This is a genomic window from Actinomycetospora endophytica, assembly GCF_021026375.1.
GTDB lineage: Bacteria > Actinomycetota > Actinomycetes > Mycobacteriales > Pseudonocardiaceae > Actinomycetospora > Actinomycetospora endophytica.
Genome location: NZ_JAJNDB010000004.1, coordinates 512,886 through 528,211, shown reverse-complemented (window position 1 = coordinate 528,211; position 15,326 = coordinate 512,886). Strand labels below are relative to the sequence as shown.

Annotated in this window: 15 protein-coding genes; 7 read left to right on the top strand and 8 right to left on the bottom strand. The window is 75.0% G+C overall.

What is annotated here, in order from left to right:
* Window positions 1–35: 35 nt before the first annotated feature.
* Window positions 36–287, bottom strand: coding sequence for a WhiB family transcriptional regulator (locus tag LQ327_RS20690; protein WP_230737238.1), 252 nt, complete (start codon window positions 285–287; stop codon window positions 36–38).
* A 92-nt stretch (window positions 288–379) separates the two neighbouring features.
* Complete coding sequence (locus LQ327_RS20685) at window positions 380–649, bottom strand: DUF2795 domain-containing protein (RefSeq protein WP_230737236.1); 270 nt, start codon at window positions 647–649, stop codon at window positions 380–382.
* Between the two features lie 209 nt (window positions 650–858).
* Here LQ327_RS20685 and LQ327_RS20680 point away from each other — a divergent pair, with 209 nt between their 5' ends.
* Window positions 859–1,131, top strand: a complete 273-nt coding sequence (locus tag LQ327_RS20680) for a hypothetical protein (protein ID WP_230737234.1) — start codon at window positions 859–861, stop codon at window positions 1,129–1,131.
* Between the two features lie 25 nt (window positions 1,132–1,156).
* Here LQ327_RS20680 and LQ327_RS20675 read toward each other — a convergent pair whose 3' ends face one another.
* Window positions 1,157–2,176: an NAD-dependent formate dehydrogenase gene (locus LQ327_RS20675; RefSeq protein ID WP_230737232.1), complete on the bottom strand. Its 1,020-nt coding sequence runs from the start codon at window positions 2,174–2,176 to the stop codon at window positions 1,157–1,159.
* 339 nt (window positions 2,177–2,515) lie between these two features.
* On the opposite strand from LQ327_RS20675, the gene LQ327_RS20670 reads away from it, so the two are divergent.
* Window positions 2,516–2,857: a CPBP family glutamic-type intramembrane protease gene (locus tag LQ327_RS20670; protein ID WP_230737229.1), complete on the top strand. Its 342-nt coding sequence runs from the start codon at window positions 2,516–2,518 to the stop codon at window positions 2,855–2,857.
* Here the strand turns inward: LQ327_RS20670 and LQ327_RS20665 are convergent, their stop codons facing one another.
* Window positions 2,858–3,748, bottom strand: coding sequence for a COG4705 family protein (locus LQ327_RS20665; RefSeq protein ID WP_230737227.1), 891 nt, complete (start codon window positions 3,746–3,748; stop codon window positions 2,858–2,860).
* A gap of 294 nt (window positions 3,749–4,042) precedes the next feature.
* On the opposite strand from LQ327_RS20665, the gene LQ327_RS20660 reads away from it, so the two are divergent.
* Genes LQ327_RS20660 through LQ327_RS20640 form a run of 5 tightly spaced genes read left to right on the top strand, consistent with a single transcriptional unit; the run spans window position 4,043 to window position 9,100 of the window.
* Window positions 4,043–5,230, top strand: coding sequence for an MGDG synthase family glycosyltransferase (locus LQ327_RS20660; protein ID WP_230737225.1), 1,188 nt, complete (start codon window positions 4,043–4,045; stop codon window positions 5,228–5,230).
* Window positions 5,230–6,150: a DMT family transporter gene (locus LQ327_RS20655; RefSeq protein WP_230737223.1), complete on the top strand. Its 921-nt coding sequence runs from the start codon at window positions 5,230–5,232 to the stop codon at window positions 6,148–6,150. The genes LQ327_RS20660 and LQ327_RS20655 overlap by 1 nt, the downstream gene beginning before the upstream one ends.
* On the top strand, window positions 6,147–6,926 hold the full coding sequence (locus tag LQ327_RS20650) for an ABC transporter permease (protein WP_230737221.1): 780 nt from the start codon (window positions 6,147–6,149) through the stop codon (window positions 6,924–6,926). Before LQ327_RS20655 ends, LQ327_RS20650 begins: the two co-directional genes overlap by 4 nt.
* An 11-nt stretch (window positions 6,927–6,937) precedes the next feature.
* Window positions 6,938–7,642, top strand: coding sequence for a response regulator transcription factor (locus LQ327_RS20645; RefSeq protein ID WP_230737219.1), 705 nt, complete (start codon window positions 6,938–6,940; stop codon window positions 7,640–7,642).
* Between the two features lie 21 nt (window positions 7,643–7,663).
* On the top strand, window positions 7,664–9,100 hold the full coding sequence (locus tag LQ327_RS20640; RefSeq protein WP_230737217.1) for a sensor histidine kinase: 1,437 nt from the start codon (window positions 7,664–7,666) through the stop codon (window positions 9,098–9,100).
* Between the two features lie 13 nt (window positions 9,101–9,113).
* Here the strand turns inward: LQ327_RS20640 and LQ327_RS20635 are convergent, their stop codons facing one another.
* The 4 genes from LQ327_RS20635 to LQ327_RS20620 are packed head-to-tail and all read right to left on the bottom strand — an operon-like array spanning window position 9,114 to window position 15,266.
* Window positions 9,114–10,526 carry an acyltransferase family protein gene (locus tag LQ327_RS20635; RefSeq protein ID WP_230737215.1) on the bottom strand — a complete coding sequence of 471 codons (1,413 nt, stop codon included), beginning with the start codon at window positions 10,524–10,526 and terminating at the stop codon, window positions 9,114–9,116.
* Window positions 10,523–11,800 (bottom strand): alpha/beta hydrolase, encoded by a 1,278-nt coding sequence (locus tag LQ327_RS20630; RefSeq protein WP_230737213.1) that lies wholly within the window; start codon window positions 11,798–11,800, stop codon window positions 10,523–10,525. The genes LQ327_RS20635 and LQ327_RS20630 overlap by 4 nt, the downstream gene beginning before the upstream one ends.
* 5 nt (window positions 11,801–11,805) lie before the next feature.
* Window positions 11,806–14,436: an AMP-binding protein gene (locus LQ327_RS20625; RefSeq protein WP_230737211.1), complete on the bottom strand. Its 2,631-nt coding sequence runs from the start codon at window positions 14,434–14,436 to the stop codon at window positions 11,806–11,808.
* Complete coding sequence (locus tag LQ327_RS20620) at window positions 14,433–15,266, bottom strand: COG4705 family protein (protein WP_230737209.1); 834 nt, start codon at window positions 15,264–15,266, stop codon at window positions 14,433–14,435. The genes LQ327_RS20625 and LQ327_RS20620 overlap by 4 nt, the downstream gene beginning before the upstream one ends.
* Between the last annotated feature and the right edge of the window lie 60 nt (window positions 15,267–15,326).

Sequence of the window (15,326 nt, the reverse complement as noted above, 5' to 3'; positions counted from 1 at the left end):
GCTCCCGCCCGTCGGCTCGGGGGCCGGCGGGCGGGTCAACCGGGGCGACGGGCGCGTACGCGTACCGCTCGGCGGAGCGCACGACGCTCGCCCTCGCTGGTGCCGCCCCAGACCCCGGCGTCCTGCCCCGAGGCGAGCGCCCACGCCAGGCACGGCGAGACCACCGGGCAGCCCCGGCAGACGGCCTTGGCGGCGGCGACGTCGGCCCGGGACGCCTCGCCGGTCCCGACGGGGAAGAACAGCTCCGGGTCCTCGTCGCGGCACGCCGCCAGGGTCCGCCAGTCCATGATCGTGCTCCGTCCACACGCCCCGCGATGAGACGCGTGCATCCATGGCACCCAGCTCGTCGTCGGGTCAGCGTGAGCCGTCGGACGCCGACCTACCGGTGCGATGCCGGTGGCGCGCCGCGACGGGGACCGGGAGCGTTGCCGTAGGCCTGCGCGACATGCCGCAACGACGGGTACGTGGCGGACGGGAGCTGGTGCAGCCGCGTCATGGTCCGGCTGTCGGCCCCGTAGGCCTCCGCGGCGGCGATGATCTGCCAGGGGCGCGCCGGGAAGGACAGGCTCGACAGCACGCTGGACAGCATCTCCAGCACCCCCGAGTCGGGGCCGGGGACGTGGTGGCCGTTCGAGGCGGGCGCAGCCATCGCGATCAGCTCCAGTCACGCGTGGTCCGGGCGTAACAGTGACCTAGATTACACCGCTCGACGCTTGCCTGCCGTGGACGCGCCGCGCGGGGTGGCCTCCCGACCCGGTGGTCCGCCACGCTGGACGGCGTCGACCCGGACCTCGTCGGCGGCCGCTCCCGTCCCACGACGAGAGCCGAGTCCAGCCACTCCGGGGGGAAGAGGAAGAGATGGTCCGCACGAACCCGATCGAGGCGCAGACCCGTCGGGACATCGACCGAGCCCGGGCCCTGGTCGCCCGCGCACGGCAGCTCACCGAGGGACAGAGTGCCGAGGCCCTGCGGAACCGGGCCGTGACCGAGGGCGTCTCCGAGCACGCCGCCGCGCTCGCGGTGCTGGCCGCCGAAGCGGGCGAGGAGCTGCTCGTCGAGACCTCGGGCGGGCCGGGGCGGAGCCCGCTCGCCGTCCCGGGGAGTCGTCGACCTCGGCCCGGCCCGGCCTGACGAGCCGCGTCGACCCGGGCGGCCGTCAGGCCGCGGGATCGACCACGATGAAGTCCTCCGGCATCGCACGGCCGTCGAGGTGGGCGGCGAGCATCTCGTGCACGCCCTCGGCGATGCGGTCCTGCGCCTCGCGCGTCATGCCCGAGCAGTGGATCGTCATCGCCTCGGAGCCCTGGGGCAGCGAGCGCCACGGGTGGTCGGCCGGCGCGGGCTGCGGGTACCAGGTGTCGCCCGCGTACCCCGCCAGGTGACCGGACCCGACCGCCTCGACGAGCGCGTCACGGTCCACGATCGCGCCGCGCGCGGTGTTGACCAACCACGCGCCGGGCTTCATCGCCTGCAGGCGCTCCGGCCCGAACAGCGCCTGGCTGCCGTCCATCAGCGGCAGTGCCAGGCAGATGACGTCGGACTCGGCGACGAGGGTGTCGAGCCGCGCGTACTTCACGCCCAGCGAGGCCTCCTCACCGGCGGAGCGGCGGTGGTTGGCGTAGTAGAGCATCCGCACGTCGAAGCCCTTGAGCCGCAGCGCGGTTCGCGCGCCGATGGCCCCGAGCCCGACGATGCCGACGGTCTTGCCCTCGAGGTCGTGCGACGGCGCGGCGATCTTCGCGACGTCCCAGCCACCCTCACGGGCCTCCATGTGCGCCGGAACGAAGTTCCGGACCAGGGCGAGAATCTGCAGCACGTTGTGCTCGGCGACGCTGACGACGTTGCTGCCGGTCACCTCGGCGACGGTGACGCCGTGCTGCTTCGCGGTCTCCGGGTCGGTGTGGTCCGAGCCGATGCCCGCCGTGATGACCAGCGAGAGGTTCGCGGCCCGCTTGATGCGGTCCTCGTCGAGGTAGACCGGCCAGAACGGGGTCGTGATCAGCACCTCGGCGTCGGCGAGCTCGCGGTCGAGCGCCTCGCCGGTCTCGGAGGTGGCGACCAGTTCGTGCCCGCCGGACTCGAGGAACGACCGCAGTCCGAGGGCGTTCTCCGCGCTCGCCGGCACATCGACATCGCCGGAGCCGGACTGCGGGTAGGACACGTACACGACCTTCATGGCCGCGCGGCTACCCGAGTTCAGTAGCGAGCAACACGTCTCGCCCGGGCGACGCGTTCGTCCGGTTTCACCCGATGCGGGTGAGGTGACGCCGATGGGCGTCGAGCGAGGATCCGGCCCGGACGGCCGTCGACGACCGGGGCGGGGGCGAGGCGCTCATGGCGTGGCTGCGGGAGCATCCGGTCGTCACGTTCTTCGTCGTGACCTTCGTCGTCGCCCGGGCCTTCGTCCCCTTCGGATCCTTCGGCGCGTTCAGCCCGCTGGTCGGCGCCCTCGTGGCCGCCCCGCTCTGCGGCGGACGGGCCGGCCTGCGCGAGGTCGGTCGGGAGCTTCCTGCTCGTGTTCGCGGTCCGTCTGGTGAACCCGCTGGACGGGCCGCTGGGTGAGGAGCCGGGGTGGCGCGGGTTCGCGCTGCCCGGCCTGCAGGCCCGGCTCTCCCCGCTCGCCGCGACCGCGATCGCGATCCTCGCGGTCGTCGTCACCGTGTGGCACCTCCCCCTCGTCCTGATCGCGCACAGCGTCGAGGGCAGCATCCAGCCGTCTGGGCCGATCCTGATCTACACCGGAGTGTGGGTGGCCGTCGCCGTCGGCCTGCTCGTGCTCGACCGGCAGCGCTGGCGCGGGGAGGCCCCGGCGGAGGCGCGGACGACCTGGGCGGTCGCGGCGGCCGCCCGTCGGTGATCACGTGCTCGGGAGCTCACCCGGCGCCCCCGCGGTCACGAGCGCGCCGTTCGGGGTCTGCGGTTCGCCGGTCACCCGGTGCCGGGGCTCGGGCAGGGTCGCCGGCGGCGATCGCCGCAGCCGCACCGTCTGCCAGGCGACCCCGACGACGAGCAGGGCCAGCAGGGCGAGGGTCGCCCCGAGCGTGCCCCAGCCGAGGCCGCCCTCGTCGGCGGGCTTGGTCAGGAAGTCGCCGCCCGCGGCGCCGAGCGGGCGGGTCAGGACGAATGCCGGCCAGAACAGCAGCGCGGTGGGCCACGCGGTCGACCGATGCAGGCCGAGCAGGATCAGGAGCAGCACCGAGACGATCCCGAAGGCGGCCAGGAACCCGAGGCCGGTGTCGTCGGAGAGCCAGTCCCCGCTGGCGGTGCCGAGCGTGTTCGACACCAGGATCGCGACCCAGTACAGCCCCTCGCCGCGGCGGGTGGCGATGTTCTCGACGTCGTAGGTCTGCCCGGTCCGCCACCACGCGACGAACACCGCCGCCAGCAGGGCGGTGAGGATGAGGGCACCCCAGCCGTAGCCGATGCCGCCCGCGGACGAACTGGCGTGGCCGGGGTACCCGCGGTCCATCCCGTCGGAGATCTCGGTGCCCACCGCGCTCGTCGAGAGGACCACCGCCCAGAACAGCGCCGGCGCGAACCGGCTCGCCCGGAGCTGCGCGGCGACCAGCACCCCGAACACCACCAGCAGGACCAGCGCGGTCGCCAGGTACCCGACGCCGAGGGTGATCCCGAGCTCGTCGCCCAGGGTCTCCCCGAGCGTCACGGCCACGATCTTGAGCACCCAGAACAGGGCGGTGACCTCGGGAAGCTTGCGCAGTACGCGCACCGTCGTCTCGCTGCGATCCATCGTTCCCCCGAACTGTCGTGATCACGGATCTCGGACGCAGCGTGACTGCAGCGAGATGTGACGGTGATGTACGCGAGACCTCGGCGGACGGTCCGTGGCGGGGCGCACGCACTCATCGGCCTCACACGGATCTCCGAGGACGGTCGGGGCGTCGGCCGGAGTTGACCCCTGTGATCCACAGCTCTTACCCAGCTCCCACCCGCTGTACGTGGCGGCTTCACCCCCGCCGAGCACTGTGGAAGTGGTCCACCCCGTGGACCTTCACCGGAGAACCCAGCTCGGAGGTCGTCCGCGATGTCCTCGCCGACAGCGCCCACCCACGACTCGCCGGTCCGCCGGCTCGTCCCCCTGGTGGTGGCGGGCGGTCCGACGAGGTGGCCGGAGAAGGTGTCGCTGACCGGGCGGGTGGTGATCATCAGCGCCACCGTCGGCCAGGGCCACGAGGGCGCCGCCCGCGAGCTCGCCCGACGGCTCGCCGGCCGCGGCGTCCAGGTCGAGGTCCACGACTACCTCGACGCGCTGCCCGCCCCGGCCCGCCGGGTGCTGCGCGACCTGTACCAGCCCACCGTGCAGTACGCGCCCGTCCTGTTCGACACCCTCTTCGACGGCCTCGAGCACGACGGCGTGCTGCGCCGCGCCGCGGGCCTGGTGTGCCGCTGGGCGGAGCCGGGTCTCGAGCGCTGGGCCCGCGACGCCGACGTCGTCGTCACCACCTATCCGCTGGCCGGGCAGACCCTCGGCGCGCTGCGCGAACAGGGCCGGGTCGCGGCACCCGTCGTCACCTACCTCACCGACCCGGCCGCGCACGCCACCTGGTGCCATCCCGCCGTCGACCACCACCTGACCGTCACCGAGGCCACCGCCCGCGACGCCCGGCGCTACGGGGTGCGGGCCCGCGCCGCCGGCCCGCTGTCGGCCCGGGACTTCGCCGCCCCGACCCGCGGCCGGCAGGACGTCCGCGCCGAGCTGGGCCTGCCCGACGACGCCCCGGTGGCGCTGATCAGCGCCGGGTCGCTGGGCATGGGATCGGTCCCCCGCACCGTGCACGACCTGCTGGCCCACCCGCGGCTGCACGTCGTCGTGCTCTGCGGACGCAACACCACGCTGGCCCGCCGGCTCGGCCGCCTCGAGCGGGTGGTCGCCCTCGGCTGGCGCGACGACGTCGCCGCGCTGATGGGAGCCGCCGACGTCCTGATCCACAACGCCGGCGGGCTCTCGCTGACCGAGGCGCTCGCGGCCGCCCTGCCCGCCGTCACCTACCGACCCATCGCCGGCCACGGCCGCGCCAACGCCGAGGTCCTCGACCGGTCCGGCATCGCGCCGTGGCCCCGCAGTGCCGCCGCGCTCGCCGAGGCCGTCGACGCCGCGGCCGCCGGCCGCCACACCGGGCGGTTCTGGCCCGTCGGCGCCGACCCCGCCGCGCTCGTGCAGGGTGTGCTGGCCACCCGTCGCACGCCGGGCCTGGCCGTCGGAGGCCGGTGATGAGCGGCTCGCTCGACGCGGCCCTCGTCGCCGGAGCGGCCGCGGCGCTGCTGGGCACCTCCAGCGTGGCCCAGCGCCGCGGGATGGCCACGACCGACGACGGGGTACGGGGCGGCCTGCTCGCCGGCCTGGTGCGCAGCAGCTGGTGGTGGGTCGGCACCGCGGCGTCGGTGGGCGGGCTGGCGCTGCAGTTCCTGGCGCTGACGCTCGGCTCGCTGATCGTCGTGCAGACCGTCCTCGTCGGCGGCATCGTCGCCACGACCCTCGCGGAGTGGTTCCTGCTGGGCCGGACACCGAGCGGGATCCGCTGGGCCGGGATGATCCTCACGACGACGGGTCTCATCACCGTGTTGCTCGCGCTCTCCCCGACCGCCGGGACGGCGACCCGGCTCCCGTCCGGAACGGCGCTGCTCCTGCTCGCCGGCACGACCCTGGTGCTCTCCGCGGCCGCCGCCCGGCGGGCGCGGAGGCCCGGGACGACCGGGATCGCGCTCTCGGTCGGAACCGGCCTCGGCTACGGCGTCACCGCGATCGCGCTCAAGACCGTCGGCGCCGAGCTCGCCTCCGGGTGGGCGGCGCCGCTCACGCACCCGGCGCTCTGGATCGCGGTGGTCGTCGGGCCGTTGTCGGTGCTGCTCAGCCAGCACGCCTTCCGGCGGGCCCGCGCGGTGGCCGCCGCGGTGTCGGTGATCGTGGTGATCGACCCCGTGGTGGGCCTGGCCGCGGGCGTCGCCTGGTTCGGCGAGCACGTCGTGGTGTCCACGGACGCCGTCGTGACGGCGATGGCGGCCGCCGTCACGGTCGTCGTCGGGATCGTCACGTCCCACTCCCCCACGCCGATCCCCGATCCGTCACCGTCGCCCTCCGCGACCACCGCCGTCGGCGACCGCACGCTCGTCGGGTCACGCTCCTCGGCATGAACGGTGCGTCGGTCAACGTCGGCTGGGGGCTGGCGGCCGCCCTGCTCGTGCTCGTCGCGGTGGCGGTGGCGGTCTCGCTGGTGGCTCGCTTCGGGATCGCGCGGATGCTGTCGGTGGCCTCGCTGCGGGCCGTGGTCCAGCTCGCCCTGGTCGCCACGGTCATCGTCGCGGTGGTGCGGTCCTGGTGGCTCACGGTCGCGTTCGTGCTGGTCATGCTCGGCGTCGCCTCCTGGACCTCCGCGCGCCGGATGACCCCGCACCGCAGCGGGCTGTTCGCGACCGCCGCGATCACCTCCGGCGTCCTGCCGGTGCTCGCGATCGCGCTGCTCAGCGGCGCGGTCCCCCTCACCGGCATCGCGGTCGTACCGGTGGCGGGGATCGTCATCGGCGGCGCCATGACCGCCACGTCCCTCGGCGGACGCCGCGCCCTCGACGATCTGGAGCAGCGCCGCGACGAGTACGAGGCCGCCCTCGCCCTGGGCGGCCGCCACCGCGACGCGGCCATGCTCGTCTGCCGGCCCGCCGCGACCCAGGCCCTGGTACCGCCGATGGACCAGACCCGCACCGTCGGGCTCGTGACGCTGCCCGGCGCGTTCGTCGGCGTCCTCATCGGCAGCGGGAACCCCGTCCAGGCGGCCGCGGCGCAGGTGCTGGTGCTGATCGGCCTGCTCGCCGCGGAGACCGTGGCCGTCGCCGGGATCCTCGAACTGGTCGCCCGCGGCAGGGTCGTCCGGCCCCCGGCGGACTCTCATCGGAAGTACACGGAACGGACCTAGGGTCACGATCCATGCGGGTGCTGGTGGTCGAGGACGAGGTGCGCATGGCCGCGCTGATCCGTCGTGGCCTCGAGGAGGACGGCTACGCCGTCGACATCGCGACGACGGGGCCGGACGGCCTCTGGCAGGCCGGCGAGTTCGGCTACGACGCGATCGTGCTCGACGTGATGCTGCCCGGCGCCGACGGGTTCGAGGTGTGCCGCCAGCTGCGCGAGTCCGGTCGCTGGTCGCCGATCCTGATGCTGACCGCCCGCGACGGCGTCGACGACCGGATCCGGGGCCTCGACGTCGGGGCGGACGACTACCTCACCAAGCCGTTCAGCTTCGGCGAGCTCGCGGCCCGGGTCCGGGCCCTGATCCGGCGCGGCGGGGTAGACCGCCCGACGGTGCTGCGCGTCGGGGATCTCGTGCTCGACCCGGCCAGCCGGCGGGCCTGGCGCGGGGACGACGAGCTGGCGCTGTCGACGAAGGAGTTCGCGCTCCTCGAGCTGTTCCTGCGGCATCCTGACCAGGTGCTCTCGCGCACCACGATCCTCGAGCACGTGTGGGACTTCGCCTACGACGGCGTCTCGAACATCATCGACCAGTACGTGTCCTACCTGCGCCGCAAGATCGACAAGCCCTACGGCAGCGAGCTGCTGGAGACGGTCCGCGGCGCGGGCTACCGACTCCGGGCCCCGGATCCGGAGCGGCCCGCACCCACCCCGGGGCGCTGAGCAGGAAGGGGGTCGATCCCCGTGCCGTTGCGCGTGCGCCTGGCGCTCGGGTTCGCGCTGGGCACGGCGCTGCTCATCGGCGTCGTCGGGCTCGGGTTCGTGCTGCAGCTGCGCACCAGCCTCTACGCCACCCTCGACGTCGGGCTGGCCAGCCGCGCCGCGACCCTGACCGAGCAGTACACCTCCGGCGGACTCCCGGCGCTGCGCACCACCCGCGACGAGGAGCCGGTCCAGGTGGTGTCGGCCGACGGCCGGGTCGTCGTGAGCTCCACCGACCTCACGGGCGGGCCGGTGCTCGACCAGCGCGCGCTCGCGGCCGTCCTCGCGCGCCGGGTCGACGGCGCGGGCCCGCTCGGGTTCACCACCGGCGACGAGCACGAACGCACCCGCTTCCTGGCCACCGTCCTCTCCGACCGCGACGGGCTGGTCCTGGTCGTGGGCACCGGGACCGACATCGCCGACGCCGCCGACGAGCACGTCGACACCGGGCTGCTGATCCTCGGGCCGATCGCGGTGATCGCGGCCGGGCTCGGCGCGTGGTGGCTCTCCGGCGCCGCGCTGCGCCCGGTGGAACGGATGCGCCGCCAGAGCGCCGGGCTGGCCCGGCACGACGACGGCACCCACCTCGCCGTGCCCGGCACCCGCGACGAGATCGCCTCGCTCGCGGCCACGCTCAACGAACTGCTCGACCGCCAGCGCCAGGCCCTCACCCAGGAACGCCAGGCGCTGGAGCGCGAACGCGGCTTCGTCGCCGACGCGGGCCACGAGCTGCGGACCCCGCTGGCCACCCTGCGTGCCGAGCTCGAGCTCGCCGGCCGTCCCGGGCGGGACCGCGACGAGCTCGTCGAGGCCATCACCTCGGCGGCGGGCGAGACCGACCGGCTCATCCGCCTCGCCGAGGACCTGCTCACCCTCGCCCGCGCCGACGGGTCCGGCGGCTTCCTCCGGGCCCGGACGGTGGACCTCGCCGAGGTGACCGCGTCGGCCGCCCGCGCCGCCTCCGCCGTCGGCGACCGGCGCGACGTGGACGTCGTCGTCGACTCCCCACCCCATCTCGAGGCCGACGTGGACCCCGACCGGCTGCGCCAGGCGCTGGACAACGTCCTCGCGAACGCGATCCGCCACAGCCCGGAGCACGCGGTCGTCACGCTCACCCTGACCGGCGAGGACGACCGCGCGGTGTTCGCCGTCGCCGACGACGGCCCCGGCTTCCCCGCCGACTTCCTCCCCCACGCCTTCGAGCGGTTCCGCCGCGCCGACACCGCCCGCGCCCGCAGCGACGGCGGCAGCGGACTGGGCCTGGCGATCGTGGAGACCATCACCCACGCCCACCACGGGCGGGTCCGGGCCGCCAACCGCGCCGAGGGCGGGGCGCTGGTGGAGATCGACCTGCCCCGCTCCGCCGGCGACGGCGGGTCCGTGCCGGACGGGGACCGCACGGCGGCCGTGCCGTCCTAGTGCTCACCGAAGTTCAGGAACGGCACATTCGTGTCTCATCGCCCACCCGCGACGCTCGGTGGGTCCGACCTTCGGACCACCGAGAGGAGACACCACCCATGCGGACCAAGTACCTCGTGGTCGCCGGCGCCGCCGCCGTGCTGCTGGCGGCGGGCAGCACGGGGCTCGCCCTGGCGAGCACCACCGCCCCCGCCGCGGTCCCGGCGGCCGTGCCGGCGTCGACGGCCACGGCCGACACCCCGGAGCCGGGCGACACCCCGGACCAGCCGGGACCGGACACCCCGGAGCCCGGCGACACGCCGGACGCCCCCGGCCAGGGCTGATCGTCTGATGTGCGGTGGGGCGGACCTTCTCCCTCCGAGGCCCGCTCCACCCCGTCGAACCAGCGCAGCAGGACCCGGTGGGCGGGGCGCTCCACGTACCGGGTCATGGCCGCGCCGAGCAGCACCGCCTGGGCGACCATGGCCAGTGTCTGGACGGTCGGTCCGGCACCGAACCACTCCTGCAGGCGCAGCATGAGCACGTAGCCCAGCGTCTGGTGGACGAGGTAGACGCCGTAGGAGATCCCCGCGAACCGCGCGGACAGGCCGGCCACCGGACGCGGCGGCGCGATCCCGCGGGCCCGCGGGGCGAGCAGCAGCGCCACGATGCCGAGGCCGACCCCGAGCACCGACCAGCCGTCGGTGACCAGGCCCGCGGTGGGTGACCACCAGCCGTTCTGGACGGCGTGCGCGGCGACGCAGACGGCCAGCAGCCCGGCGCCCTGGGCGGGGCGCAGACGTCCGTTGCCGAGCATCCAGGTGGCGACGCCGGCGACGAGCAGGTGCCAGCGGTAGAGCCCGAGCCCGTCGACCACCGAGTCGTAGATCCCGCCCGCGCCCTGGGCCAGCGGCCACTGCGCCAGCGGGACCAGCACCGCGGCCCAGAGCAGCACCCGCAGCCCGCGCCCACCGCCGAGACGTGAGCGGCGCAACCAGGGCGCCAGCGAGAACGCCGCGAGCTGCAGCGGCAGGGTCCAGTAGGAGCCGTCGACGTAGTCCCAGTGGTGGTAGCCGTTCCAGTTCCACAGCATCGCGAGATTGGCGAGCAGGTCCCCGACGCTCGCGCGGTACATCCCCGCGGGTGCGAGCCAGTCGAACGCCAGGGTCGCGGCGAGGGTGCCGACGACGAAGCCGGGCAGCAGCCGGGCCAGGCGGGAGAACCACCAGCGGAGGGTCGCGTGGGCGGGGTCGGCCAGCGAGCCCGCCGCCAGGTGCGCGGAGATCACGAGCAGCACGCTCGCCCCGATCTGGTGGGCGAAGACCAGGTGCCGGGCGAGGAACTGCGGATAGACCTGGGGCCCGATGAAGGTGCTGTGATAGAGGATCACCATCCCCAGCGCGGCGATCCGCAGCAGGTCGGTCCACGGGTCGCGCGCCGTCCTCACGGGGCCCCGACCCTGCCCGCGGCCCAGGCCCGCAGGACCGACGAGGCGGCCTGGGCGCCCAGCGAGCCGTCGACGACGTCGAAGGCGTGGTCGGCGAAGGGGACGGTGACCAGCGTGGCGTCGACCCCGCCCGCGCGGGCCGCGGCGACGAACCGTTGCAGGCCCGGCAACGGGACCAGGCTGTCGCGGCCCGCGCCGACGACGAGCGTCGGCGGAGCCTGCGGGGTCAGCGCGGCGGTTCCCGAGATCGCCCGGTAGCGCTCGGGGACCTGCGCCGGGCTGCCGCCGGTGTAGGTCGCGGCGAGCCACCGGGCGTCGAACTGCGGCACCGGGGAGCGGGCGCCGTGCTCGTAGCCGTCGACCAGGTCGACGGCCGGGTACTCCACGGCCACCGCCCGCGGCACCGGGACCGGAGCGCCGCACGACGAGGGCTGCGTGTGCGAGGCGGCGTGGTAGGCCACCGACACCGCGAGCTGGCCGCCGGCGGAGTCGCCGCCGAGCACGATCCGGCCCGGGTCGCCCCCGAGCGCGGCCGCGTCGGACGCGACCCGGCCGAGCGCACAGGCCACCTGGGGCCCGGCGGTGTCCCAGGTCGGGTGCCCCGGGGCATCGAGGCCGTACTCCACGCTGACGACCAGCCAGCCGCGGTCCGCCCAGCGGGTCAGCGCCGCGGCCTGGCCGAGATCGGTCCCGCCCACCCAGCCCCCGCCGTGGACCCACACGATGACCGGCGCCGCGGCCGGATCGGCGATCGCCGCCGGGTCGGGGTCGCCCGGGGACGCGGTGCCGGTCGTGGGCCGCCAGACCGAGAGGTGCAGCGGCGTCCCCTCGGCGGTCGTCGTGAACACCGTGCGCAGGTCGGGTGCCCGGACCGTGCGCTGGGGCAGCGCGACCGCGCTGAGCGGGTCGATCGAGCCGCCGGCGCGCACGGTCGTGGTGACCACGTCGGCGACCGGGAGCGTGATCGCGACCAGCGCCGCGGCGTCGAGCACTGCCACCGCGGCCGCCGCGAGCGACCAGGCCGGGCCCGCGCGGCGCGCCCGGAACCAGACGCACCCGGCGAGCACCAGGGCGACCGCCGCGACGACGCTGATCACCGGGCCGTACACCGGCACGAGCAGTGGCATCGGCGCGAGGAACCCGGTGAGGGTCCGCCCGGGCCGCCAGACGTCGTCGGCCACGACCAGCACGACCGCGGCCACCCCGGTCAGGACCACCAGCGCGAGGCCGTCGCCGACCGCGTCCCCGGGCGACCGGACCCGACGCGCGCTCACCTCGGTCACCGCGTGGCGGGCGCCGCCGCCGGCACCCGCGGGCGCCGCGGCGCCCGGAGCAGCACCGCGCGGTGCACCGCGGCGTTCCCGAGGCGCCAGGCCGCGATCCCGACGACGAGGCCGAGCGCGACGAGCGCGACCGGCGGGACACCGACGTCGGCCAGCGGCAGCAGCGCGAAGTGGGTCAGATAGATGCCCAGCGAGGCGCTCGCGATCGCCGTGAGCGGGGCGGCGAGCACCCGCGGGACGCGGATGCGCGCCGCGAACAGCAGCACCCCGAGCCCGACCAGCACGATCGCCGCGCGCTCGAGCTCGCTCCCGAAGAACGCGGGCACCAGGACCAGCGCCGCGGCCACGGTGACCGCCCGCTGCGCCGGCGTCGTCGCCCGGTGGAGCATCCAGCCGAGCACGAACAGCCAGAGCACGAGGTGGGTGCTGTAGAGATCGGAGACCACCGTCCGGTCGTAGCTGGGCACCCACCACAGCGTCAGCGAGGCGGCGAGCACCGTCGCCGGCAGCCCGAAGCGGTGCCGCCGCTCGAACCGCCGTACCGCGGGCACCGAGAACAGCAGGGCCATCATCACGAGGATCTGGACCAGGGAGTCGACGAACCAGTAGCCCTGCACCAGCGGGTGGAACACCGACCCGAGCAGCAGCGCGTCCTGGTGCTGCACCGAGCCGGTCATGGTCGACCGCAGCAGGATCCACAGGGAGCTGGGCACCGCGATCAGGGCCGCGGAGCGCAGGATGCGCTGCGGCAGCCGGGCCGAGACCCCGAGCGCGGGGTCCCCGTCGTCGGCGCGGGTGAGCAGGAAGCGGGAGAAGGTCCACCCGGCGATGGCGAGCAGCAGGTGGGCGCCGCCGAGCCAGGTCCAGAGGTGGTCGTGCTCGCCGACGACGAGCACGATCGCCAGCGCGCGGAGCACGACCACCGACTCGAGCCGGGCCCAGCGCGAGGGCCGTGTGGTGGGGGCTGCACGAGCGGCGAGCTCGCCGAGCGGGACGGTGTCCCAGTCGCGGGGCAGCTCGCCGAGGGCCCGCTCGAGGTCGGCCGAGACGGCGACGTAGGTCAGCGAGTCCCCGCCGAGGTCGACGAACGACGCGGCGTCGTCGAGCTCCTGTCCCGGGAACGTCCGCGCGAAGATCTCGTGGACCGTTGCGGGGAGCTTGCCGGACGCGACCCTCTCGCACAGCCGGGCGACCGTGCCTCGCCGCCGGGGGACGTCGACCGGGGCCAGCGTCGCGACGGCCGGGTGGTCGAGCTTGCCGTTCGCCCGCCGGGGCAGCTCCGCCACGACGACCACGGCGACCGCGGAGCCGGGCAGGTGCAGCCGGGCCGTGAGGAGCTCGCGGGCCCGCGCGGCGAGGTCGTGCTCCGTGGTCGCCTCCGCCAGCGAGCCGGCTGCGGCGTCGTGGTGCTCGACGGCGACGACGAGCCCGGTGTCGTCCCCGGTCACCGCCGCGGTGAGCCCCTGCGCGCCGAGCAGGGTCTCCACCGCGTCGAGGTCGACCCGCACGCCGAACGGCTTGACGAACCGCGACCGGCGCCCGGTCACCTCGAACAGCCCGTCCGGGCGGCGCCGGCCGAGGTCGCCGGTGCGCAGCTCGGTGACGGCGCGCCCGAGCGCGAGGTCGGCCGGGGTGTGCGCGTACCCGAGCATCACGTTCGGCCCGCGGTAGACGATCTCACCGACCCCGTCGACGTCCGGGGCGTCGATGCGCAGCTCCCCGCCGGGGATGGCCCGCCCGATGGCCTCGGGCGCGGACGCCGCCAGCCCGGGCGGCAGGTAGGCCATCCGCGCGGTCGCCTCGGTCTGGCCGTACATGACGACGAACCGCCAGCCGCGGCGCTCGCCGGTCGCGGCCCAGAACCGGACCTGGTCGGGGGTGAGACGTCCGCCGGCCTGGGTGACGTAGCGCAGGTGGGGCAGGTCCATCGCGGCGAACCCGGCCCGCTCGAGCAGCGCGAAGCTGTGCGGGACCCCGTGCAGGCTGGTCACGCCGTGCTCGCGGACCTGCTCCCAGAAGCCGGGCTCGGTCACCGAGGCGTCGGTGAGCACCAGCGCCGCACCGGTGAGCAGGTTCGCGTGCACCACCGACAGGCCGTAGCAGTAGTGCAGCGGCAGCGTGGTGACGGCGCGGTCGGTGGGGCGGATGTCGAGGTAGTCGGCGATCGCCGCCGCGTTCGCCTCGAGTGAGGCCCGCGCCAGCCGCACCAGTCGCGGTGAGCCGGTCGAGCCCGAGGTCGCCATCAGCAGCGCCAGGTCGTCGTGCAGCTCGTGGTGGGCGCCGGAGGGGTTCCGGGTCACGTTGCCGTCGGGTCCGACGACGAGGTCGGGACGCCAGGCGTCCCGCAGCGCCTCGAGGGTGCCCGGGTCGCCGGCGGGGGCGAGCAGGACGACGTGCCCACCGCGCAGCGCCGCCAGGTAGGCGACGAGCGACGACACCGTCGACGACGCGGCGAGCAGGACCACCCGGCGGGGACCGGCCAGCGCCGCCGCGGCGTCGTCGACGCGGTCGGCCAGCTCGGCGTAGGTCAGGCGCTCGCCGTCGCCGATGAGCGCGGTCCGGGCGCCGTGCCGGCGCAGCCCCGTCACGAACGCCGGGGCGGGCCGAGTCGGGGCTGCGGTCCTCATCGGGCGCTCGTCCTGGAGGCCTCGGTCTCGACGGCGGGGGTCCCGGCCTCGACCGGCTGCGGCCGGTCGACCTTGCTGACGGCGAAGTAGGTGATCACCCCGAGGATGAGGACGGTGAGCACGATCGCGGTGCGGTCCATGCCGAGCGCCAGCCCACCGCGCCCGGGAGGGCCACCGAACCAGTCCGCGAACGAGGCCCCGAACGGCCGGGTCAGGATGTAGGAGATCCAGAACGCGGCGATCGCGTCGAGCCCGAACCAGTGGTAGGCGATCGCGGGCAGGATGAACAGGATCGCGAACATGATCCCCGAGGGCAGGTAGCCCAGGTGCAGCGTGGACGCTGTCCAGTCACCGGCGGCCGTACCCAGCGCGAACGTCAGCAGCACCGCGGCCCAGTAGAAGACCTCCCGGCGCCGGGTGGTGATCGAGTGGATCGACAGCGTCCCCTCGACGCGGTACCAGAGCCCGAACGTCGCGAGCACCAGCACGAACAGCACCGACGTCGAGACCGTGTAGGGCACGCCGAAGTCGTTGTGGACCAGGTCGGCGACGGTGGTGCCGAACACCGAGACCATGACGATCGCGAACCAGTACGACCAGGCGTTGTAGGAGCGCCGCGCGAACTGGATGACCATCGAGGCCACGAAGAGCACGCCGGTGATCGCGACCGCGACGTACTGGTCGAAGGCGATGTCGAGGGCGTCCCAGGTGGTCTCGCCCATCCCGGTGGTGAGCAGCTTCGCCGCCCAGAACATCAGGGTGATCTCCGGGACCTTGCTCAGGAGGGTGGAGACGCGCGCTCGGGAGGGCGTGGTTCCGCTCGGGGGCATCGGGGGCCTACCTCGGTTTCTCGTCCCTGGCCCCGACCGGTCGACCGGGCCCGACGAGCA